The following is a 20,267-nucleotide window of genomic DNA, read 5'->3' on the forward strand; positions in this document are numbered from 1 at the left end:
AAAATATTTTATAAAAAATCTACTATCCTTGCAACTGCTTTGTATAAAAACAGAAAAAGTCGGAAAAGATTAGATTAGAACATTAATTAATTTTCAAAGATGTAAAAGGGAGTGTAGAAATGAAAATTCGTCAAGATGCATGGACAGAAGAAAATGATTTATTGCTGGCGGAAACCGTTTTGCGCCACGTCAGGGAAGGCAGTACTCAATTAAACGCTTTTGAAGAGGTCGGAGACAAACTTAATAGAACATCCGCAGCGTGCGGCTTTAGATGGAATGCAGTCGTCCGCCACCGTTATGAAAAAGCGCTTCAGATCGCAAAAAAGCAGCGTAAACAAAGGCAAAGAATTCTCGGAAAAGACCAGAGCGGCAAGAAAAAGCTGCTGTACAATCCTCCAGCCCCGACCATAGAAGTGTTTACACCTATTGAGACGGGAGAGCCGGTTGAAACAACTGATTCTACTGATTTTGTTGAAACGGTCGACGCCCGCGAAGCATACGTTCCTGAATTTGATTATGAACCTGCCATTCCAGCCGTAACAACCACTGCACTTAATCTTGATATGGTAATTGCCTACTTGCAAAACATAAATACCTCGAACTTGCATGGTGACATCCTGAAGAGCGAGAATGAAAGATTAAAACGCGAAATTGCCGAATTGAAAAAGGAAAACGAAGAGTTGACCGGAAAAATCGAAAGTCTTGAACAGGATACGGTTATGATTCAGGAAGATTACGAGATGTTAATGAAAATTATGAATCGAGCCAGAAAACTCGCGTTATTTGAAGAAGAAGAGCGTCCAGCCACTAAATTTAAGATGGATAGGAACGGCAATCTTGAAAAAGTGGCAGAATAGCGCCGAAAAGGAGCACGTTATTAACTTCTAAACTTAATAGAAACGTGGAGAAGGAGAGAGGCAGCACATGCCGATTCCAAGAAAAGCCGTGAACTTTTACTGTTCACGGCTTTTCTGAGCTTCGATTTTGGATAATCCGTTGACCGGGTTTGCGAGAATTTTATCGTTGCGTTCAGCCACTCTCATGTAGTAGCCTTCAAAGAGTGGAATTTCTTCCGGGCTAAGCTGGCCGCTGGCGAGCTGTTCACTGTGCTGCTTTAATACTTTCATAAACCGCAGCATTACCTCAGGCACCGTCAGGCTTACGCCGAGCAACTCCGAAAGGGAGGCCATCACAGCAGGAACAATTTCAGGATACTGAAACTTTGTTGATTCGTCTTTTTTTGCCTTTGCATAGAATTCTTTAAGCAGCCTTGCCCTTGCAGTACCGCTGCCCGAAATGCATAAATAGATTTGAACTGCAACTCCGTTTCGAATGCGCCGTTGCGAAATTCCCGCGAACTTCTTGCCATCAATGCTTAAATCATAGCTGCCAGGACAATAAGAACCGGAAATTTCTCCTGCTTCGATATTTTTGTTAAAATCAGCAAACATTTCTTTGACCAGGAACCAGACCGCCGCATAACCACGATTGATATCAATCCCTTTTTCAGTATCCGGGAAAATAAGCGACAGGTTTAGGACCCCTTCGTCAAGAACAACTGCCAAACCTCCCGAATTCCTAACAATAGATTGATAACCTGCCGATTCCAGATATTCGATGCCAGCCTCCAGAAAAGGAAGCCTGCTATCCTGTATTCCTAAAACGACAGTATTATGATGGACCCATGCTCTCGCTGTTGCCGGAGATGAACCTGATCCAACAGAAGCACATAATGTATCATCCATACCAAACGATTGGAGGGCATTAAAATGGACCCCAACACTCGATTGGTCAATTAATCTCCATTGTTTTTGACGCAATAATCCAAGCGCCTCGTCCATGTCTGTTACTCCTTCATAAATACTACATACTATCATCCTGTTTATTATAGCATAGACCCCTGTAAAACCTTGTAAGGCAGGATCTCGTCCGGTTTAAATAAAAGAGCCAGCCTTCATAAGGGCTGACCCGGTTTGGTTGTTATTTGCTATTTATTGCAGTGTCTGGGCAGCCGTAATCAAGGCAAGCTTGTATACATCTTCCTCATTACAGCCGCGGGACAAGTCGTTTACCGGACGGTTCAATCCTTGCAGGATCGGGCCGATCGCTTCAAATTTCCCTAAGCGCTGCGCGATTTTATAACCAATATTTCCAGCTTCAAGGCTTGGGAAGATGAACACGTTCGCATCTCCTTGCAGTGGAGAATCAGGAGCCTTTTTCTCGGCAACCGCCGGAACGAATGCAGCATCAAACTGAAATTCTCCATCAAGAACAAGTAAAGGGTCACGCAGCTTTGCCTCTTGAACCGCTGCTGCTACCTTTTCCGTTTCAGGAGATTTGGCCGAGCCTTTTGTAGAAAAGCTTAGCATTGCGACGCGAGGTTCGATATCAAACATTCTTGCTGTTTTTGCACTTTCAATCGCAATTTCAGCTAAATCCTGGCTGTCGGGAGCAATGTTAATCGCACAATCGGCAAAAACGTACTTTTCATCGTTGCGAACCATAATGAAAACACCCGATGTTTTGCGCACGCCTTCTTTCGTTTTAATAATCTGCAGGGCAGGCCTTACCGTATCCGCTGTTGAATGGGCCGCACCGCTGACAAGCCCATCCGCCCGATTGGCATAGACGAGCATCGTGCCAAAGTAATTTTCATCATGAAGAATTTTGCGCGCTTCTTCTTCTGTTGCTTTACCTTTTCGTCTTTCCACGAAAGAAGCAATGAGTTCATCCATCATCATAAAGTTGTTTGGATCATAAATTTCTACAGCATCAAGAGATACACCAAGATCCTTTGCCTTTGCCTGGATTTCCTCGATATTTCCGATCAAAATAGGGGTTAATAGTTTTTCTGAAGCTAGTCTGCCTGCTGCTGTCAGGATCCGCTCATCCAAACCTTCGGGAAAAACAATTTTTTTATTTTGCCCGCTTACTTTTTCCTTTAAGGCAGTAAATAAATCGCTCATATGTACTCCTCCTTCATTTCTCTATCCTTTTAGAATACTGTAACCCGCGCAAATTTCAAGAAGTTAAGTCACTGACAACGGTTCCAGCCCAAATGTTTTTGTATTCTAAAAGTTTCTAATAATCACTAAACTTCGACCGAATCATCTTTAATATTTGTACTCTTTTACAAAATATCCTTTTCACGACTTTTCTAAACGGAAAATATTGTCTTAGTTGAGGTTTTGTTCACACGCTTCGCGGAGAAACTGTGGTATAGTATTGTTTGAATTTAGTCTTTTTAGGAGTGATATGAATGAGTGAAGCAGCACAAACTCTCGATGGCTGGTATTGCTTGCATGATTTCCGCACGGTCGATTGGACTACCTGGAAGATGCTTTCAAGCGACGAACGTCAGGCAGCCATTCATGAATATTTAGGCCTTGTTGAAAAATGGAGTGCTGCCCAGGAGCGCAAAGAGGGCAGCCATGCTTTATACACAATTGTTGGTCAAAAAGCTGACTTTATGATGATGATTTTAAGGCCGACCATGGAAGAGTTGAATGAAATTGAAACAGAATTCAACAAAACGAAATTAGCTGAATTTACAACTCCGGCCCACTCTTACGTATCTGTAGTCGAATTAAGCAATTATTTACCTGCCGATGAAGATCCGTATCAAAACCCGCAAGTCCAAGCCCGTTTGTATCCGATTCTGCCTAAAACAAAGCATGTTTGCTTTTATCCGATGGACAAGCGGCGGCAAGGCAATGATAACTGGTACATGCTGCCGATGGAAGAACGCCGCAGCCTGATGCGCAGCCATGGCATGATCGGCCGCCAGTATGCCGGTATCGTAAAACAAGTGATCACAGGCTCAGTCGGCTTTGACGATTATGAGTGGGGCGTTACATTGTTTGCAGATGAGGTCCTGCAGTTTAAGAAGCTTGTTTATGAAATGCGTTTTGATGAAGTAAGTGCGCGTTACGGTGAATTTGGCGCTTTCTTCGTCGGTAACCTTTTGGAAGAAGAAAAGATTGAAAAGTTTCTTCATGTAAACTAATTTTTCCTGAGCTCCCGGCCATGCCGGGGGCTTTTTTTTGCATTAATCTTTAAAGCCTCTCATATGAATGAAATAGTGAGGGTTTTAATGCCGAACTCATCTCACCACCACAGGACGGGTTGCAGAGAGAGATGCAAGGATGGCAGTTATTTCCCATAACAGGAGTTATGAATCAATTTCAAATGAATGTCAGGAGGGAAAATGATGAAGCCTATGAACTCTAACCCATACGAAAACTATGGCGGCTATCGGCAAATTCAACAGCCTTATTACGGAAACGCCGGCGTCGGGCCCACACAGCCTTACGGCGCCCAAGGTTTAGTGTCACCGGGGGTCTATCCGCAAATGACACCAGGCGGACCGGCTCAACCAGGAACAGTACCAACCGGGGGACCTCAAATTCCTGGGATGCTGCCTCTGGAGGAATCATACGTTGAAAATATCTTACGGTTGAACAGAGGAAAGCTGGCAACGGTTTATATGACCTTTGAAAACAATCCTGAGTGGAATGCGAAAGTTTTCAAAGGGATCATTGAAGCGGCTGGACGCGATCATCTGATCCTGAGTGATCCCCAGACAGGCATGCGCTATTTGCTGCTTATGGTAAATCTCGATTATGTTACTTTTGAGGAAGAAATTGAATATGAATATCCATTTGGCGCTACGCCGGGATTGGCCTCCTATTCTCCGCGGTAGGAGAGGAAATACTTATCTATCAAAAAAGCTTTGCCTGTTTTCGGCAAAGCTTTTTTCATGTCACAAAGATTTGATGGCGAATATCATCAACAGGAGCCATGCGGCTAAAAATGATAGTCCGCCGAACGGGGTAATGGCGCCGAGCATGCCAATGCGGGTGACACTGAGGACGTATAGGCTGCCCGAGAATAATATGATACCGATCAGCATCAGCCAGCCCGACCAGGTTAATAAAGAGCTGGCAGGTACCTTTCCTAATAGGATGGCGACGATCAACAAGCCTGTAGCATGAAACATTTGATAGGTTACCCCTGTTTGCCAAGTTTCCAAATACTTCGGTTCAATCCTGCCTTCAAGCCCATGCGCGCCAAACGCTCCCAAAGCGACAGATAAAAACGCATTAATGGCGCCAATGATTATAAAAAGTTTCATATACTATCTCCTCACATCCCGACTTTTTAGAAATCAAACAATGAATCACCGTTGGCCCCGTCTTCCATCTCAAGTTTTTTTGGCTGCTGCACCGCCAGCGGCGCAGGCTGGAATTCATGCCGTGCAGCTGCAGATTCCTGGGGCTGATGCCGCTTCGGGGCGTGATCATCAAGAATGATTTCACATAAGGCTTTTATAGCATAAATTCGTTCACGCACGCGAGCATCAGCACCTTCCCGTTTTGCCAGCACTAATTCTTCCTCTATTTTCCCGATTAACTTCTGAATCGATATATCGTTCATCGCTACACCTCTATATTAAAAAAGATCAAGCTTCTGTTACTATTTCGTTTCATGGCGAAGACATGGTTTTCCGGAAGCCCGGAACACTTCAAGGGAGGGCAGGTTCCTTGATTTAAATTCGTATGCTTTACAGCCCTTTGGAAATTTCGGGTCCCATGTCACATAATAATAACGGCACTTTATACAGTTTATCCGTTGTTTCTCCAAAAATAACCATCCCTTATTTTTCAACTTTTTCTCTTATTGTAACGTATAATCGATGATCTTAACACCGCGCAATACTGGTGACAGTTTCACGTGAAACATGTCGTTTCTTATCAAATATTGTCAATTTTCCAGTCTATTTCTTTTTCTCCCATTTGTCTTAATATCTGGTTCACTTTTGAAAAAGGACGGCTGCCAAAGAAGCCCCTTCTTGCCGACAATGGACTTGGATGGGATGACAGAATAATGTAATGCCTGTCCGTATCAATCAGCTTTTGCTTCTCTTGAGCGGGACGCCCCCACAATAAAAAAATAACCGGTTCCTCCCGTTCACTTAATAACGTAATAATCCGGTCAGTAAACAACTCCCAGCCTTTTCCGCGATGAGAGTTCGCTTCACCGTCGCGAACCGTTAACACGGCATTTAGCAGCAATACACCCTGGTCGGCCCATTTTCGCAAATAGCCGTTGTTCGCAATAGGACAGCCGAGATCATCGTGCAGTTCTTTATACATATTTTTCAACGAGGGGGGAATTGCTACTCCGGGTTTAACCGAGAAGCTCAAACCGTGCGCCTGGTTCGGGCCATGGTAAGGGTCCTGTCCGAGCAAAACCACTTTCACGTTTTGATAAGGTGTAAAGCGAAGCGCGTTAAAAACGTCGTGTTGATCCGGGTGTACGGTTTTCTGTTGATATTCTTTCTTTAAAAACTCGCTCAGCTTTATATAATAGGGACTGTTAAATTCCGGTTCAAGCAGCTCGGCCCAGTCATTATCCAATATTATTCCCATAGCTTAAACTCCTCCTGATCACGATATAAAGTCATGAAGACAACTCTTTCATAAGATACTATCAACTACCCTTTTCTTTATTTACAAAATCATCAACTTAAAACAAGAAGTTTATTTTTATGTACAACGGTTATAAACATACTATACGAGGAAACAGTTCATCAAGTTTCCCACTATTAATGACAAGGAGGAATTTTTTATGTATAAAGTACAATTAGTCGAAAACGGTGTTCAAGCCACTGATATGATCGGAGCATTGCAATCAGAAGGTTATTCGAAAGAAGATATTTATATTTTCGCCCACGATAAAAACCGTTCAGAGCACATGACCGATGCCACTGACACAGGAGACGTCGGTTTACAAGAGCAAGGCTTGCTTGATTCGGTTGGCAATATGTTTAAATCTCGCGGTGATGAGCTTCGTTCAAAATTACGTTCACTTGGTTTAAGTCAATCAGAAGCTGATCGATATGAAGTGGAATTGGACAAAGGAAAACTAGTCATTGTCGCTTCAGATGAAACTGTTCATTAAAACGAAAAGCGGAAGCGCCTTGCGGAAACAAACCAAAAGCCGTTTGTTCCTATCGTTCAGCCCCGACAAGCGCTGGCCGACAAGAACGCCACGTCCTTGTGGCAACGTCGGCACCAGTACGTCCTGTACGTCGGAGCTGGACATCGAAAAGCGAGGGTCACAAAGAAAGTTTTGTGATCCCTCGCTTTTTGATTGTGCAAATCTCTATTAACCAAGCAGCCGCTGATAAATGGTCTTTGCCTGTGATAAATCTTTTGTACCGTGGATAAGCGCCCGACCATCGTGAAAAATGACGATGCGCTTTTCGTCCGCTTCAGCCGAAATCAAATATGGATTGCCATTTATACGGTATCCAAGGCGTTGAAGCTGGCCTGCCAAGTCGTTTAAGTTGATTTGTTGTTGGTGCGGCGGCCGAATTTGTACCGTATCCCTTCCGCAAAGCACCGTTGTTTTGGTGTGGTTTTCACTTTCCAAATAAGGAAAGGTTTTTATGTCCCCGCACGACAGGCAGCCTTTGTCTTTCGCCTTTGTCATTTTCATGCTTGTATATTGATTGCGCCATAAATCAAAGCTGACAAACGAGGTTCGGATCGCTCCCCAATCCTCAACTAATATTTTCAGGGCTTCAGCTGTCTGATGGGCAATGACCATCTGGACCGCAGGAGCAATAATTCCGGCCGTATCGCAAGTAAGTCCTTGAATTGGGACGGTTTTAAGCAAGCAGTTCAGGCATGGAGTCCGGCCAGGCAATATCGAAAAGCTCATGCCAAAGCTGCTGACGCATGCACCATAAATCCACGGGATATTATATTTTTGCGATATGTCATTAAGAGCCATCCTGGTTTCAAAATTATCAGTGGAATCAAGAATTAAGTCGACTCCCGCGATAAGTTCTTCGAGCATTTCCGGTGTAGCATCACCAATGATCGAACGAATTGACACTTCGGAGTTAATCGCTCTCAGGCGCTTTTCTGCCGCTACTGCTTTCGGAAGCTTTTCAGCGGCATCTGCTTCTGTATATAGCTGTTGACGCTGAAGGTTGCTGGCTTCCACGTAATCCCTATCCACAATTGTCAGCCTGCCAATTCCAGCGCGTGCCAGTGTTTCAGCATTTCCTGATCCCAATGCACCGGCTCCAATAATCAATACATGTTTTTGGCTGATTTTTTGCTGACCAGCTTCTCCAATCGAAGGAAATAATACTTGCCGCGAATACCGTTCTGACATGATAACAACTCCCAATATTTTTGCGAGACGCTTCCTTGTTTGTTGATTTGTGCCAGGCAAATTGCCTGACTGTTTTAGCCGCCGCTGACCGGAGGGATGAAGGCAATCACATCGCCCTCGTAGATGATTTCTTCATTGCTGGCGAATTCTTCATTAATAGCCGTCATGACCGTATCGAGCTTTTCGACTAAGTACTTTTCAGCGATTATTTCTTTTAACTCGGACACCGTTTTTCCGGCTACATTTAACATAATCGATTCTTCCCCGGCAATATCGCGAAGATGGGCAAAGAACAGGATTTTATTCATTCAAATCACCTTCCTCTGGCCCCCCTGCCGGATATTGAACAGTTTCTAGCTGATTGCCAATCCATTTTTCGCCATCTTCCCAATACTCTTTTTTCCAGATTGGGACAATTTCCTTGATGCGCTCAATTGCATAACGGTTCGCCTCATAGGCGTCTGCCCGGTGCGGGGTCGATACTGCTATCACAACGGCAACATCGGTAATGTCAAGGCGGCCGATCCGATGGGTGATCGCTGTTTGTGCTTCGGGCCAGCGCTCTGCAATCTCTTTGCCAATTTGCTCAAGCTTCTTTACCGCCATCGTCTCATATGATTCATAAACGAGGTAAAGAGTTTTTTTGCCGTGTGTGAATTCACGGACTGTACCAATAAATGTCGTGATCGCACCGGCTTCCCGCTGGACTACTTTATCTATAACCGATTGGATATTAATCGGTTCCTTCGTCATCTCGTATTTCATGATTGTCACCTCTTCCATTGCCGATTGATATTTATATTATAATCGGTTTTGCATCCACTTGCAGTGAATAGCCGCCAATTCTGTTGACTTGTTCCTCGAATTCCTTTGATTTAATAATCGAGATTAACCATCTGCCCTGTTCACTTTCAAAAAACTCTCTCGTCATCAGCAAATCATAGCTTTCATCTGATAATGGAACAAAATCGAGACCCATTGCTTTTGCAGCCGGGTAAATACCCAATCCTGCAGCGTTCAGATTATTTTTGACTTCTGCTGCTACGCTCAGATGTGAGAACATTTCCCGATCATAACCGTTTACCTGTTCAGGGGAAAAGCCCGCATCGTTCAAAAGAAGATCGAATAGGACTCTCGTACCGGCACCATTTTGCCGGTTCACATAGTCTGCCTTTTTTTCTATTATATCGTTTATCGTTTGAATAGACAGTGGATTGCCCGGAGGGAGAAGCCACCCTTGCTTCCGTTTCAGAAAAGGGTAGAGAACAAGCTCATGGCCGGGCAGGAATCTTTTAATATAAGGAAGGTTGTATTGTTTTGTTTCCGGGTCAAGAAGATGGGTCCCGGCTATATGCGCTTCCCCTTTTTTAATCGCGACTAAACCGGCCATGCTTCCGACATGGGAAGAGACAATTTTCATGTGGGGATTGTGCTTCTTAACTGCAGCTGACAACAAATCAATCGTTAAATCATGGCTGCCATTAAAAACAATTGCTCCCGCTATTTCGCTTACCGGCTTAAATAGCTCCACTTCAACACTCTCCCCCTGCTCGTAGCCGAGCTGGTTTGGGGGTACGACAAGGATGCCATCGGCGCGGACAAATGACATGGTTACTCCCGCTGCTCTCGTTAGCGGGTTGGCGATATACTTCCCGTTCACGTAACCGATATTCATCCTGATAAAATCTTCGGCACCCATTGTTGACACAATCCGCCTTCCAAGCGTGACCAGCAGTTTCGGGCGTTCAGGTTCATGTATGTGCAAATGCTTGCAGATGAGCGGCCTGACAAACCACTCAAGCGCCAAATAAGCTGAAACCGGATACCCCGGAACACCGACGACGATTGTCCCGTTAATTTCCCCGAGAATCACTGGTTTTCCCGGGCGTGTTGCCACCCCGTGCGTGTATACTGTGCCTAATTCCCCGATAATATGGACGGTGTAATCGCGCGAACCTGCTGAAGATCCGGCGTTAATGACCACGATATCAGAACTTGCGACAGCAGTTAATAACGCTGTACGGATCAGGGACGGGTCATCTTTGACGATCTTTTCAATCAGAGGCTCTCCGCCCCATTCGCGAATAAAATTGGCAAAAACCATCCCGTTAAATTCGATCAGTTTTTCCGGGACAGGAGCAAGCTCTGGCTGGACCAGCTCATTTCCTGTCGGAATAATTGTCACCAACGGCTTCTTTATAACCGGGATTTCAATCGCACCTGAAGCCAGCAGGGCACCGATATCTGCCGGCCTGACTGCATGTCCTTGCGGAAACAGCATCTCCTCCTGGACAATATCCTCGCCGATCGGGCGAATATGCTGCCATGGTGCGGCAGGCTCAATAATTTCGACAGTCTCTTCATCGATTTCTTCGACATTTTCGATCATAATGACCGCGTTGTAAGGCGAAGGAACAGGATTGCCTGTATCAACAAAGACAAAGTCTTCACTTCGGTTTAACTGAACCGGGTTTGATTCATGGGCGGAAAAAGTTGCTTCAGCTTTTACTGCAATCCCATCCATCGCGGCTGCATGAAAGTGAGGCATCGAAAAACGGGCGAAAATAGGCTCTGCGGTAACCCGGCCGAGCGAATCTGCACTTTTTACATATTCGGTTAACCTGTCAGGTTCATATTTGTCGAGCAATTCCTTTTTTGCCTGTTCGCGAGGCGTGTTCTGGAGATATATTTTTCGTTTATAGTTGTTATGTTTAGCCATTCTTCTCACACCTTATTTAAATAATCTGACTGGGACGGTCTCTCCTTTTTGAACCCCTTCACTCGGTGCAGGAATTTCAATCAGTCCTTCACTTTTTATAAGTGTCGAGATGAGGCCTGATTTACCAAGAATAGGCTCTGCCTGCCATTCTCCATCCTTTAGAAAAAGGGAAGCGCGGATGTAATCCGTGCGGCCCGGTGTAGATGCGATATTTTTTGTTGCTTTTGCATAAATAAGCTGTTTTTCTGAAGATCCCTCCCCTTGCAGACGGGCAACCACTGCTTTTCCAAACAGATCAAAAATGATCAGCGCCGATGCAGGATGGCCCGGTAAACCGATAATCGGTTTGCCGTTCGCATTTGCAAGAATTGTCGGCTTCCCGGGTTTGATTGAAATACCGTGAACAAATATGCCAGGAGCGCCAAGAGATTGGATAACACTGGCTGAATAGTCTTTTGTTCCGACCGAACTTCCTCCGGAGATGACTAAACAATCGGCCTGTTCAAGCAGCTGGCTTGATCTCTTTTCAAGCTCTTGATAATCGTCCTTGACAATGCCGCCATAGTGAAAGTCCAATCCCCATTCAGCCGCCTTGGCACCAATCATAACTCCGTTCATGTCCCTTACCTTGCCATAGCCAGCCGCTTTGGTTTCAATTGGAACAATTTCGTCCCCTGAAGACAAATAGGCAACTACCGGCTTCCGGTAAACCGCGACTTCGGTAATTCCTTGTGATGCGAGTGCCCCAAGCTCCTGGGAGCGAAGCATCGTTCCTTCAGCAAGCAAAAGCTCACCTTTACTTAAGTCTTCCCCCACAGAAATCACATTCTCCCCGGGAGCGACTTGGCGGTACAGGTTGATCAGGCCATCGAGATTTTCACAGTTTTCAATCATGATCACTGCATCGCTGCCTTCTGGAAGCATTCCTCCTGTTGGAACATAGATCGCTTCCCCGCGCTTGAGGGGAAAAGGAGGTACCTCACCCATCTGCACCTCAGCTGTTAATTTTAAAAACCCCGGCATGCTTTCGGACGATCCGAAAGTGTCCCTGGCGAAACAAGCAAAACCGTCCACGGAGGAACGGCGAAATTCCGGGACATTTTCTTGTACATATATATCTTCAGCTAAGACGTAATGAAGTGCTTCCAATAACGGCTTAGTCTTTTTATCGGTAATTGGTTGAATATTTTCGTGAATTAACTGGAAGGTTTCCTCAACTGATTTAACCTGGAAAAATTTCATCGCTGATCGCTGCCTTTTTGTCCGTCTTGCTTGAATTGTTTTGCTAATTGTAAAGCTTGTCTGTACTCATCAGGATTATTCATATTATATAATGAGGCACCATCAAGCCCCAGACCGGAAAGTTCATGTTCTTTAAATATTTTGGAATTGACCCTGTGGAGAAAACTTCTAATTTTGAGCTGATCTTCTGATAATGATTCCTGGATCGACGGCACAGTCTCTTTACTGTAAGCAGCAAAAAGGGGATGGAGCCGGCTGTTTATTTCCGGCACAACTGCTTCGTACTGATTAAGCTGTTCCAGCAAGAATTGACCGAGTTTAACAGAAATGAAAGGCATATCACAAGCAACGACAAGATTTTTGTCATGCTTTGATGCCAAAAGGCCGGCTTCCATCCCTGCAAGCGGTCCTTTTCCTTTCCAGTTATCCTCTGTCATCGGCACACCTAAAGATTGGTATTCTGTAAAGTGGTTCGTCACCACCACAAGGTCACTGACTATTTTCGAAAGCTCGGCAATAATCCGTTCGATAACAGCCTGGTTACCGACCTCCAAAAATGCCTTGTTAGTACCCATTCTGCTTGATTTCCCGCCTGCAAGAATAATTCCGGTCGCTTGCAAATCGATCACCCCATTGCTTTTTAATGTGTTTCAATAGAACCGGGAATCCCATACCCTCTTTCCTGCGCTATATAATCAAGATGGATCGACTTCAAGTCCAATATTGCAGAGTGCTCTTTCTTCAGCAGCCTTTTTGTATCAACTACTTTTGTATACCCATTACAGGCTTTACACACATGGATTTGCATACTTTCATCATCTTCAATTTTAAGTATGAGCATTTGATGATGATCATCATTTCCACACTGGGCACAGCTGATTTTCTTTTCTTCCCAACTATAGCAGCAACGCGGGCAAGTTAGCTCTTTTTTTCCTTTTTTCCCGATGACGGCAAGCCGGGCCGGCTCTCCGCATGCCGGGCAGCCATGTGAATGATCAGCCAATTTCAGCTGCTCACGAAGCTCAGCGGCAGCTTTCTGTAAATAAGGGCGCACAGCATGCTCCGCTGCAAAAAAAGGCAGCCATTGCGGAATATTATATTCAGATGAAAATTTTTCAAAATAAAAGCTGTTCATTGAAATTGCCTGATGAAACCAGGACTCTGCCATTGCGTCTGTTAAAAGAGCAGGAAGGCCCTTTGCCGCCTCCATCGTTTGCGGCTGCTTGCTGTTAAGGAGATCCAATAATTCTATTATAAACTGTTTATATTGTTGGTAGTTTATCGAAAGTGCCAATCCGGGAATTACCGGGTATTCATATTTTGCTGGATGCGGCTCCGCAATCAATTGATTTTCGGATATCCGCTCGAGCCACTGTTCATGCAAGGTAATAATATCAGTCTGGAGCTGTTCATAATCGGCTGTCAGCACATTTGTTTTTCCCATCGTTACCCCTCTTTTCTTTCTAATAACTATGAAGGGCCGCCCATGCGGGCAGCACCTTCACTGTTGTCGATGAATTGTTTTTGATAGATTATCGTTTTTTGTTACGCCTGCTTTTTCTTTGGTGACCCATCTTGCTTCAGATCATCGTACCAGCGGCCATGATGGTCTTTTGCATATGTTTCGGGAATATCTCCCTTTGTCATCCCGCGCAGAGAGACACGGGAATTGGGATGGCCGACCGATAAATAGATATGGCCAACGACGACAGCAATCGACAGTCCCAAGCCGATATTGTGAAGCGGGTATGCCCACATAATCATACTTTGAGAAAAATAAGCTGGGAACCACATAATGAACCCGGAACCCATTAACATAATCGTGGTTATAATCGCCAGCAATGAATTGAGCTTTTCACCGGCATTATAAAAGTCCTGCTTCGGAACTTTCGCATGTCCGCCGAAAAACTCTTTCGGAAACTGAAGAAAGAATTGAAAGTCATGAGACTTCCAGGTCAGGATCTGCTTGATCCAGTAAAAAAAGCTTTTTGGGTCGGCCAACAAAATATAGACAACCGGCAGAATAAACAGGACTGCGCCAATCCGGTGGACCAGCCTTGCTCCCGCCGGCCCGCCAAAAACAACATAGACCCAGTCGAACAATTCGGTGTACATAGGCAGGCCCGTTAGATAAAGAAGAAAGAAGGCTCCTGCATTTAGCCAGTGGGCAATAATAACCGGCTTGCTAAAACGCTTTACCATTTTTTGATTATTATTGGTCATGGTCATGGCCTCCCTGTTCAGGATCTTTCTTTTTCAAAAACGAATTCGAAATGACTGCCCCGATAACCGCCATTGTTGTCGCGCCAAGCATCGCTTTCCCGATTGGCTGTGCATAATCTTTCCAAACCACCTGTGAAAGCGGGATTTTCGGATCCTCAGGAAGACCGTAAACAGCCGGTTTATCTGCAAGTAAATAAACCGTCATCGTTCCATCAATTCCTTGCGGATTATAAATATTTGCATTCGGATAGCGCTCCTTGATGTTAGCAAGACGTTTTTCAGCTTCTGCTAAAATCTCTGCCTTGTCCCCATAAATGAGGCATTCTGTATGACAGGCTGTTACGCAGGCTGGCTGTAGGCCCTGCTCAAGCCGGTCCGTACAGAGCGTACATTTTTGTGCTTTTTTGTATTCCTTGCCATTCTTATCTTGATAGGTTGCCAGCTTTACTACATCAAACGTACAGTTTTGCACACAGTATCCACAGCCTACACACTTGTCTGCGTCAATCACGACCGAACCAAATTCGGTATGGCTGATCGCATCCTCCGGACAGGCTTTTTCACAGGCCGCCTGAACACAGTGCAGGCAGGATGAATGCCGGAATAGCCAGTCAAAGTCGCCATCAGAATTTTCCTGTTCGTTGAAGGTCAGGACGTTCCACGTGTTTGCTGTTATCTTTTCATGAGATTGATAGCTTCCTTGAAAGTCTTCAAATTCTGCAGGAAGGTCATTCCAATTTTTGCACGCTACCATGCAAGCCCGGCACCCATCGCATTTCGTCACATCGACGAATTTAATGTAATCTGCCATGATCACGCCCTCCTTACATCGCACAGGAATGCTTTATATTCCGGTATATTCGTATTAGCATCACCAATATGAGGAGTCAGGCGATTGGCCGTCTCACCGGTGACGATACCCTTGTAGCCAAAATGCCATGGCATTCCAATCTGGTGGACCTTTTTGCCTTGCAAGGTATAAGGCTTAAAGCGTTTTGTCACCATTGCGAAAGCCTCGATTTCACCCCTGGCTGAAGACACAATAATTTTGTCCTTATTGCTTATCCCTTTTTCTTTGGCAAGCTCCTCGCTGATTTCAATATACATGTGGGACATCAGCTCTGAGAGCCATTCCTGGTTCCTGGTCATCGATCCGGACTGCCAGTGCTCAGAAACCCGGTACGTTGTCGCAATATACGGGTATTTCGCTGCATCGCCCTTAGGATTCAGTTCTTCCAAGCCAAATTTCACGGCAGGATTTAGCTGTATACTTGAGAAAGCGTTTGGAATCGGGCTTTCGAACGGTTCATAATGTTCAGGGAACGGCCCTTCGTTCACCCCGGCAAATATCCCGCCAAGGCCAGTCGGCAACATAAAGAATGCATCTTTTCCGCCTGCAGCATCGGGAGCGCGGTCTTTCGTGAAATCGGGAACATCGTTTCCTGTCCATAGATTTTTCGAAGCATCCCAGTAAATTCCTACCCTGTCCCTTGACCACGGCTTGCCGCTCGGATCGGTTGATGCCCTGTTATACAGAATCCGCCGGTTCGCCGGCCATGCAAACGACCAATTTAAGAAGTTGCCCATGCCCGTATCTTTATTATCGCGGCTCTTTGCGAGATTTTTTCCTTCTTCAGGATAAAAACCGCTGTATATCCAGTTGCCGCTGCAAGTAGATCCATCATCAGCGAGTTTCGCAAAGCCCGGCACCAGCTTTTTCGTTGCCATATCATACCCGTTGATTTCGCGGCATACAAGATCAATGTCGGGATGGTCGCCATGCCCATAATCCCAGGTCATTGCTTTAATTGGCTCGTCTGCCGGATTGGTGCTGTTTTTGTACAATGCCTTGATGCGCGTTGCGAGCATATGAACAATTTCCAGGTCGGCTTTTGATTCATGCTTTGGTTTAATTGCCTGCCAGCGGTATTGCATCCAGCGGCTGCTGTTTGTAATCGACCCTTCTTTTTCAAAAGACGAGCAGGCAGGCAGATGGAAAACTTCGGTTTGAATCGAAGCGGGATCAGATCCAGCCTCTTTTTGCCAGAAGGCGGATGTTTCCGTTTCCCAAAGGTCGATCGCGACCATCCATTTTAATTTGCTCAGTGCCTCTTTTTCTTTGCCTGCGTTCGGTCCGCCGACAACGGGGTTTGTGCCGAACAGGAACAAGCCCTCAAGCTCGCCTTTATACATCGCTTCGAATAGTTTCATATGCGAATAATCTTTTTTCGGTGTCAGCTTTGGTAAATACTGATAGCCAAATTCATTATTCTGATTGGCGTTATCCCCGTAGTAAGCTTTCAGCATACTGACATAAAATTTCGGTTTATTTGTCCAGTAACCAGCCTTTGGAGTTACCTTTTCAAGAAAACCCTTTAAGGTCGCTTCTTCTGGCGCGGCTGTCGGAACTTCCATATAACCGTTTACGTTATTGTAGAGCAGTGCAAAATCGGTCGACCCCTGGACGTTTGACTCGCCGCGCATCGCATTGATGCCACCGCCCTGTACACCGATGTTGCCAAGCAGCAACTGTAAAATCGTATACGCCCGTACGTTTTGCGTCCCAACCGTATGCTGGGTTGCTCCCATCGCATACATAATCGTTCCCGCTTTGCCTGGCTTTCCGGTTGACGCGAATGTCTCAGCTACCTTCAAATATGCATCCTTCGGTGTCCCGGTTACAGCCGTCACTGTGTCAATGTCATATCTGGAATAATGCTTTTTCAACAGCTGGAAGACAGAGTGGGGGTCCTGAAGCGTTTCATCCCTTAAATACTTGTCATCCGGACCTTTTTTGAATGTCCATTTGTTTTTATCATAGCTTCTTGTTGATTGATCATAGCCGCTGAATAATCCATCATCAAACGAGTAGCTGTCGGCCACGATTAAAGAGGCATTCGTATAGGCTGCCACATATTCTTTATGGAATAGATTATTTTCAAGAATATAATTGATCAATCCGCCAATAAAGGCGATATCTCCACCTGAACGTAATGGTGCATAAACATCTGCCTGCGTTGATGTCCGTGTATAGCGCGGATCAACAGAAATTACTTTTCCGCCTTTTTGTTTTGCTTTTAAAATCCATCTCATGCTGATCGGATGATTTTCAGCAGGGTTCGCACCGATAATCATTGCTACATCGGTATGCTGAAGATCGTTCCAGTGATTCGTCATTGCTCCTCGACCCAATGTTGGTGCCAGACCGGCAACCGTTGAGCTGTGTCATATTCGGGCCTGGTGTTCAATATAGGTTAATCCTAAACCGGCCCGCAGCAGCTTGCCGATTAAATAAGTTTCCTCATTATCCAGAGCTGCACCGCCAAGGCTTGCGATCGCTTCCGTTTTATTGACAGTCAAGCCATTTTCTTTCGTTTTGAACGTGCGATCCCGCGTTTCCTTCGTTTTTTGAGCGATGCGGTTCAACGCCCAATCCCAATCGACTTCTTCCCACTTGCTGCTTCCGGGCGCACGGTACAGCGGTTTTTTCATCCTGCGGTCCGAAGTATAAACCTGGCGGACCGTTGTCCCTTTACTGCAAAGGCTCCCTTCGTTGATCGGATGATCGGGGTCCCCTTCTGTATAGATGACATCGTCCCCTTGCGAATAAACAAGAATCCCGCAGCCTACCCCGCAGTATGGGCAAATCGTCGGTGTCGGCTTCAGCTCTGCAATCTTAAATTGCTTCGAATCTGCCCAGGCTTTTTTGTCATCAAAGCCAAGTTCCACTACTGCAATCGTAGCTGCCATTGCACCGGACAATTTTAAAAATTGCCTTCTAGTAAACTCCATTTACAATCCCCCTCTTCTTACTTGAATAGAACATCTATTAATTAATCCTAAAAATTGGATGAACCCCCATCAGTAACTTCCCGTAAATCTTTAATAATGCGGCCACATGAAGTATAAGGAATCGCCATTTTCCCCCGCAAATAGCCGACTACTTCTATATTTAAGAACTTGGCGAGCTGGACAGCCTGCTTTGTGGCAGCCGTTCGCGAACCGATTATTGCAAAACCAAATCGCGCTGCTTTTGAAAGCATTTCGTACGAAATCCTTCCGGTCGTCAGCAAGATGAGCTCTTCTGGATTTAAGCGCTTTCTTAGTGCATGACCAATCATTTTATCGACAGCGTTGTGGCGCCCTATGTCTTCGCGGATCGTGATCTTCCCGTCCGCCTCAATAAGGCATGCCCCGTGCATACCGCCTGTTTGCAGATACAAAGGTGAGTTTCGGGCGAATTCACTTTGTTTTTTAAGTAAGTAGCTTAAGTGATATGTGACAGAAGAATGAACTTTTTCAAACTTCTTCACATCTGTCATTGAAAAAAAAGTTACACCTCTGCCGCAGCCTGCGGTATAGTGTTTCTTTTTTGTAAAAAAAGCTTCTTCTGCAAACTCATTGTTCAGTGAGGCATACAGTGTCAGCGTTTCTTCATTGATCTGAACTTCTTCAATATCATCTGCCGACTCAATCAATCCCTCTGAATACAAATAACCGTATACCCAATCTTCAAGATCCTGGTTAGTCAGCTGGAATACAGCTATCTCATTACCATTGACGATAAGGGTAATCGGATATTCTTCAGGACAGCCTTTCCCGTTCATACTTCCACCCCTTAGACTCTTTAGAATACAGGTAAAAACACCTTCTCCCCTCTTTCATTTTAAGAGACTTAAAAACAAACAATCTGCGACATTTGTCACAATGGATAATTACGCAGTATTTTTATAGTCAAAATGAGAAAAAACGATTTTTACGCATGATTAACATGGTCTTAATGAAAAAGAACAAAAAAAATTTTGTCGCAAACGTGACAAAATCTCTTAATCAGTGTTAATTTTTTGTGACCGCTTATCTTAGAGTTTTCTCAAAAACTGCAAGCCGGTAGTATGAATTTATTGTGATATTCCCTGTTATTGTTATAATTTCTATAAGACATGCGATGATCTATAATCTCCAAGGAGGAACATAAACAGATGGGTATGAAAAAAGTACTAACGATTGCCGGATCGGATTCGAGCGGCGGTGCCGGAATCCAGGCGGATTTAAAAACATTCCAGGAGCTCGGTGTGTATGGGATGACCGCGTTAACGACGATTGTGACCATGGATCCGAAAAACGACTGGCACCACAATGTTTTTCCGATTGACATCAAGACGCTTGAAGCGCAGCTCGAAACGATACTTTCCGTCGGGCTTGATGCGATGAAAACAGGAATGCTTGGTTCGGTAGAGATTATTGAACTGGCTGCAAAGACCATCGATGAGAACCAGTTTACGGGCGTGGTGATCGACCCTGTAATGGTTTGCAAAGGGGAAGATGAAGTGCTGCATCCGGAGACTGCAGAAACTTTGCGTGACATTTTAGTGCCGCGGGCAACGGTTGTCACTCCCAACCTGTTTGAAGCATGGCAGCTTGCAAAGACAGGCCCGATCAAGACGGTTGACGATATGAAAGAAGCGGCTCTAAAAATCCACGAACTAGGGGCGAAATACGTCCTGATCAAAGGTGGAAGCAAGCTGGAGCATGAAAAAGCGGTTGATCTTCTTTTTGACGGTTCGGACTTTACGCTTTACGAAACTGAACGGATTGAAACCACCTACACGCACGGTGCGGGCTGTACTTATTCCTCAGCAATTACGGCTGAACTGGCAAAGGGAAAATCGGTTCCTGACGCAGTTGCAGTGGCGAAAGACTTTATCACTGCAGCGATCAGCCACGGGTTCCAGCTGAACCAATATGTTGGGCCGACAATGCACGGAGCCTACCGTCATTTTGGCGCAGGAAAACGCTGAACACAGATAAAATCAGTAAGTCAGACAGGGCCGTTTATGTGGCCCTGTTTTTTGAGATAACTTGTTATTACATAAAGAAGCGCTAAGCAATCATG

Annotated in this window: 21 protein-coding genes; 5 read left to right on the forward strand and 16 right to left on the reverse strand. The window is 45.1% G+C overall.

What is annotated here, in order from left to right; translation table 11 throughout:
* Window positions 1-119: 119 nt before the first annotated feature.
* Window positions 120-857 (forward strand): RsfA family transcriptional regulator, encoded by a 738-nt coding sequence (locus tag CVD23_RS09100; RefSeq protein ID WP_101578111.1) that lies wholly within the window; start codon window positions 120-122, stop codon window positions 855-857.
* 96 nt (window positions 858-953) lie between these two features.
* Here the strand turns inward: CVD23_RS09100 and CVD23_RS09105 are convergent, their stop codons facing one another.
* Window positions 954-1,841 (reverse strand): lipoate--protein ligase family protein, encoded by an 888-nt coding sequence (locus tag CVD23_RS09105; protein ID WP_101665811.1) that lies wholly within the window; start codon window positions 1,839-1,841, stop codon window positions 954-956.
* 150 nt (window positions 1,842-1,991) lie between these two features.
* On the reverse strand, window positions 1,992-2,966 hold the full coding sequence (pta, locus tag CVD23_RS09110) for a phosphate acetyltransferase (RefSeq protein ID WP_101665812.1): 975 nt from the start codon (window positions 2,964-2,966) through the stop codon (window positions 1,992-1,994).
* A 293-nt stretch (window positions 2,967-3,259) separates the two neighbouring features.
* On the opposite strand from pta, the gene hemQ reads away from it, so the two are divergent.
* Together hemQ and gerQ are read left to right on the forward strand one after the other, a co-directional pair.
* Window positions 3,260-4,006, forward strand: coding sequence for a hydrogen peroxide-dependent heme synthase (gene hemQ, locus CVD23_RS09115; protein ID WP_101665813.1), 747 nt, complete (start codon window positions 3,260-3,262; stop codon window positions 4,004-4,006).
* Window positions 4,007-4,207: 201 nt separating this feature from the next.
* Window positions 4,208-4,702, forward strand: coding sequence for a spore coat protein GerQ (gene gerQ, locus CVD23_RS09120; protein ID WP_257958410.1), 495 nt, complete (start codon window positions 4,208-4,210; stop codon window positions 4,700-4,702).
* 60 nt (window positions 4,703-4,762) lie between these two features.
* Here gerQ and CVD23_RS09125 read toward each other — a convergent pair whose 3' ends face one another.
* From CVD23_RS09125 to CVD23_RS09140, 3 genes are all read right to left on the reverse strand, one after another.
* A complete protein-coding gene (locus tag CVD23_RS09125) occupies window positions 4,763-5,134 on the reverse strand; it encodes a DUF423 domain-containing protein (RefSeq protein WP_101658080.1) in 372 nt (123 codons plus the stop codon).
* A 26-nt stretch (window positions 5,135-5,160) separates the two neighbouring features.
* Window positions 5,161-5,436, reverse strand: coding sequence for a YwdI family protein (locus CVD23_RS09130; RefSeq protein WP_101665814.1), 276 nt, complete (start codon window positions 5,434-5,436; stop codon window positions 5,161-5,163).
* A 317-nt stretch (window positions 5,437-5,753) separates the two neighbouring features.
* A complete protein-coding gene (locus CVD23_RS09140) occupies window positions 5,754-6,431 on the reverse strand; it encodes a uracil-DNA glycosylase (RefSeq protein ID WP_101578117.1) in 678 nt (225 codons plus the stop codon).
* A 199-nt stretch (window positions 6,432-6,630) separates the two neighbouring features.
* Here CVD23_RS09140 and CVD23_RS09145 point away from each other — a divergent pair, with 199 nt between their 5' ends.
* Complete coding sequence (locus CVD23_RS09145) at window positions 6,631-6,963, forward strand: general stress protein (protein WP_101665815.1); 333 nt, start codon at window positions 6,631-6,633, stop codon at window positions 6,961-6,963.
* 207 nt (window positions 6,964-7,170) lie between these two features.
* Here the strand turns inward: CVD23_RS09145 and CVD23_RS09150 are convergent, their stop codons facing one another.
* The 11 genes from CVD23_RS09150 to fdhD form a co-directional block, all read right to left on the reverse strand.
* Window positions 7,171-8,190 (reverse strand): thiazole biosynthesis adenylyltransferase ThiF, encoded by a 1,020-nt coding sequence (locus CVD23_RS09150; protein WP_101578119.1) that lies wholly within the window; start codon window positions 8,188-8,190, stop codon window positions 7,171-7,173.
* A gap of 74 nt (window positions 8,191-8,264) precedes the next feature.
* The gene (gene moaD, locus CVD23_RS09155) at window positions 8,265-8,498 is read right to left on the reverse strand and encodes a molybdopterin converting factor subunit 1 (RefSeq protein WP_101578120.1); all 234 of its coding nucleotides are present in this window, start codon (window positions 8,496-8,498) and stop codon (window positions 8,265-8,267) included.
* Window positions 8,491-8,955 carry a molybdenum cofactor biosynthesis protein MoaE gene (locus CVD23_RS09160; protein WP_101578121.1) on the reverse strand — a complete coding sequence of 155 codons (465 nt, stop codon included), beginning with the start codon at window positions 8,953-8,955 and terminating at the stop codon, window positions 8,491-8,493. Before CVD23_RS09160 ends, moaD begins: the two co-directional genes overlap by 8 nt.
* Before the next feature lie 31 nt (window positions 8,956-8,986).
* Window positions 8,987-10,909: a molybdopterin biosynthesis protein gene (locus CVD23_RS09165; RefSeq protein ID WP_101665816.1), complete on the reverse strand. Its 1,923-nt coding sequence runs from the start codon at window positions 10,907-10,909 to the stop codon at window positions 8,987-8,989.
* A gap of 12 nt (window positions 10,910-10,921) precedes the next feature.
* Window positions 10,922-12,151, reverse strand: a complete 1,230-nt coding sequence (locus CVD23_RS09170) for a molybdopterin molybdotransferase MoeA (protein ID WP_101665817.1) — start codon at window positions 12,149-12,151, stop codon at window positions 10,922-10,924.
* Complete coding sequence (mobA, locus tag CVD23_RS09175; protein WP_101665818.1) at window positions 12,148-12,771, reverse strand: molybdenum cofactor guanylyltransferase; 624 nt, start codon at window positions 12,769-12,771, stop codon at window positions 12,148-12,150. The genes CVD23_RS09170 and mobA overlap by 4 nt, the downstream gene beginning before the upstream one ends.
* Before the next feature lie 20 nt (window positions 12,772-12,791).
* On the reverse strand, window positions 12,792-13,595 hold the full coding sequence (locus CVD23_RS09180) for a formate dehydrogenase accessory protein FdhE (RefSeq protein WP_101665819.1): 804 nt from the start codon (window positions 13,593-13,595) through the stop codon (window positions 12,792-12,794).
* Window positions 13,596-13,696: 101 nt separating this feature from the next.
* Complete coding sequence (locus CVD23_RS09185) at window positions 13,697-14,374, reverse strand: formate dehydrogenase subunit gamma (RefSeq protein WP_101665820.1); 678 nt, start codon at window positions 14,372-14,374, stop codon at window positions 13,697-13,699.
* Window positions 14,364-15,185, reverse strand: coding sequence for a 4Fe-4S dicluster domain-containing protein (locus CVD23_RS09190; RefSeq protein WP_101665821.1), 822 nt, complete (start codon window positions 15,183-15,185; stop codon window positions 14,364-14,366). The genes CVD23_RS09185 and CVD23_RS09190 overlap by 11 nt, the downstream gene beginning before the upstream one ends.
* A 2-nt stretch (window positions 15,186-15,187) precedes the next feature.
* A complete protein-coding gene (fdnG, locus tag CVD23_RS09195) occupies window positions 15,188-18,166 on the reverse strand; it encodes a formate dehydrogenase-N subunit alpha (RefSeq protein ID WP_101665822.1) in 2,979 nt (992 codons plus the stop codon).
* A 47-nt stretch (window positions 18,167-18,213) separates the two neighbouring features.
* Window positions 18,214-18,981 (reverse strand): formate dehydrogenase accessory sulfurtransferase FdhD, encoded by a 768-nt coding sequence (gene fdhD, locus CVD23_RS09200; protein WP_101578129.1) that lies wholly within the window; start codon window positions 18,979-18,981, stop codon window positions 18,214-18,216.
* Between the two features lie 372 nt (window positions 18,982-19,353).
* Between fdhD and pdxK the strand changes: the two genes are divergently transcribed.
* A complete protein-coding gene (gene pdxK, locus CVD23_RS09205) occupies window positions 19,354-20,172 on the forward strand; it encodes a pyridoxine/pyridoxal/pyridoxamine kinase (RefSeq protein ID WP_101665823.1) in 819 nt (272 codons plus the stop codon).
* Window positions 20,173-20,267 lie beyond the last annotated feature (95 nt).

Origin of the sequence: Bacillus sp. V33-4, from assembly GCF_002860225.1 — a bacterium.
Taxonomy (GTDB): Bacteria; Bacillota; Bacilli; order Bacillales; family Cytobacillaceae; genus Bacillus_BJ; species Bacillus_BJ canaveralius.

Excerpts from the sequence above, each read along its gene's own strand:
- CVD23_RS09125 (WP_101658080.1), bottom strand. The coding sequence starts at position 5,134 with ATGAAACTTTTTATAATCATTGGCGCCATTAATGCGTTTTTATCTGTC.
- CVD23_RS09165 (WP_101665816.1), bottom strand. The coding sequence starts at position 10,909 with ATGGCTAAACATAACAACTATAAACGAAAAATATATCTCCAGAACACG.
- CVD23_RS09150 (WP_101578119.1), bottom strand. The coding sequence starts at position 8,190 with ATGTCAGAACGGTATTCGCGGCAAGTATTATTTCCTTCGATTGGAGAA.
- CVD23_RS09180 (WP_101665819.1), bottom strand. The coding sequence starts at position 13,595 with ATGGGAAAAACAAATGTGCTGACAGCCGATTATGAACAGCTCCAGACT.
- CVD23_RS09185 (WP_101665820.1), bottom strand. The coding sequence starts at position 14,374 with ATGACCAATAATAATCAAAAAATGGTAAAGCGTTTTAGCAAGCCGGTT.
- pta (WP_101665812.1), bottom strand. The coding sequence starts at position 2,966 with ATGAGCGATTTATTTACTGCCTTAAAGGAAAAAGTAAGCGGGCAAAAT.
- gerQ (WP_257958410.1), top strand. The coding sequence starts at position 4,208 with ATGATGAAGCCTATGAACTCTAACCCATACGAAAACTATGGCGGCTAT.
- CVD23_RS09170 (WP_101665817.1), bottom strand. The coding sequence starts at position 12,151 with ATGAAATTTTTCCAGGTTAAATCAGTTGAGGAAACCTTCCAGTTAATT.
- CVD23_RS09140 (WP_101578117.1), bottom strand. The coding sequence starts at position 6,431 with ATGGGAATAATATTGGATAATGACTGGGCCGAGCTGCTTGAACCGGAA.
- hemQ (WP_101665813.1), top strand. The coding sequence starts at position 3,260 with ATGAGTGAAGCAGCACAAACTCTCGATGGCTGGTATTGCTTGCATGAT.
- pdxK (WP_101665823.1), top strand. The coding sequence starts at position 19,354 with ATGGGTATGAAAAAAGTACTAACGATTGCCGGATCGGATTCGAGCGGC.
- CVD23_RS09100 (WP_101578111.1), top strand. The coding sequence starts at position 120 with ATGAAAATTCGTCAAGATGCATGGACAGAAGAAAATGATTTATTGCTG.
- moaD (WP_101578120.1), bottom strand. The coding sequence starts at position 8,498 with ATGAATAAAATCCTGTTCTTTGCCCATCTTCGCGATATTGCCGGGGAA.
- CVD23_RS09145 (WP_101665815.1), top strand. The coding sequence starts at position 6,631 with ATGTATAAAGTACAATTAGTCGAAAACGGTGTTCAAGCCACTGATATG.
- CVD23_RS09105 (WP_101665811.1), bottom strand. The coding sequence starts at position 1,841 with ATGGACGAGGCGCTTGGATTATTGCGTCAAAAACAATGGAGATTAATT.
- CVD23_RS09160 (WP_101578121.1), bottom strand. The coding sequence starts at position 8,955 with ATGAAATACGAGATGACGAAGGAACCGATTAATATCCAATCGGTTATA.
- CVD23_RS09130 (WP_101665814.1), bottom strand. The coding sequence starts at position 5,436 with ATGAACGATATATCGATTCAGAAGTTAATCGGGAAAATAGAGGAAGAA.
- fdhD (WP_101578129.1), bottom strand. The coding sequence starts at position 18,981 with ATGAACGGGAAAGGCTGTCCTGAAGAATATCCGATTACCCTTATCGTC.
- CVD23_RS09190 (WP_101665821.1), bottom strand. The coding sequence starts at position 15,185 with ATGGCAGATTACATTAAATTCGTCGATGTGACGAAATGCGATGGGTGC.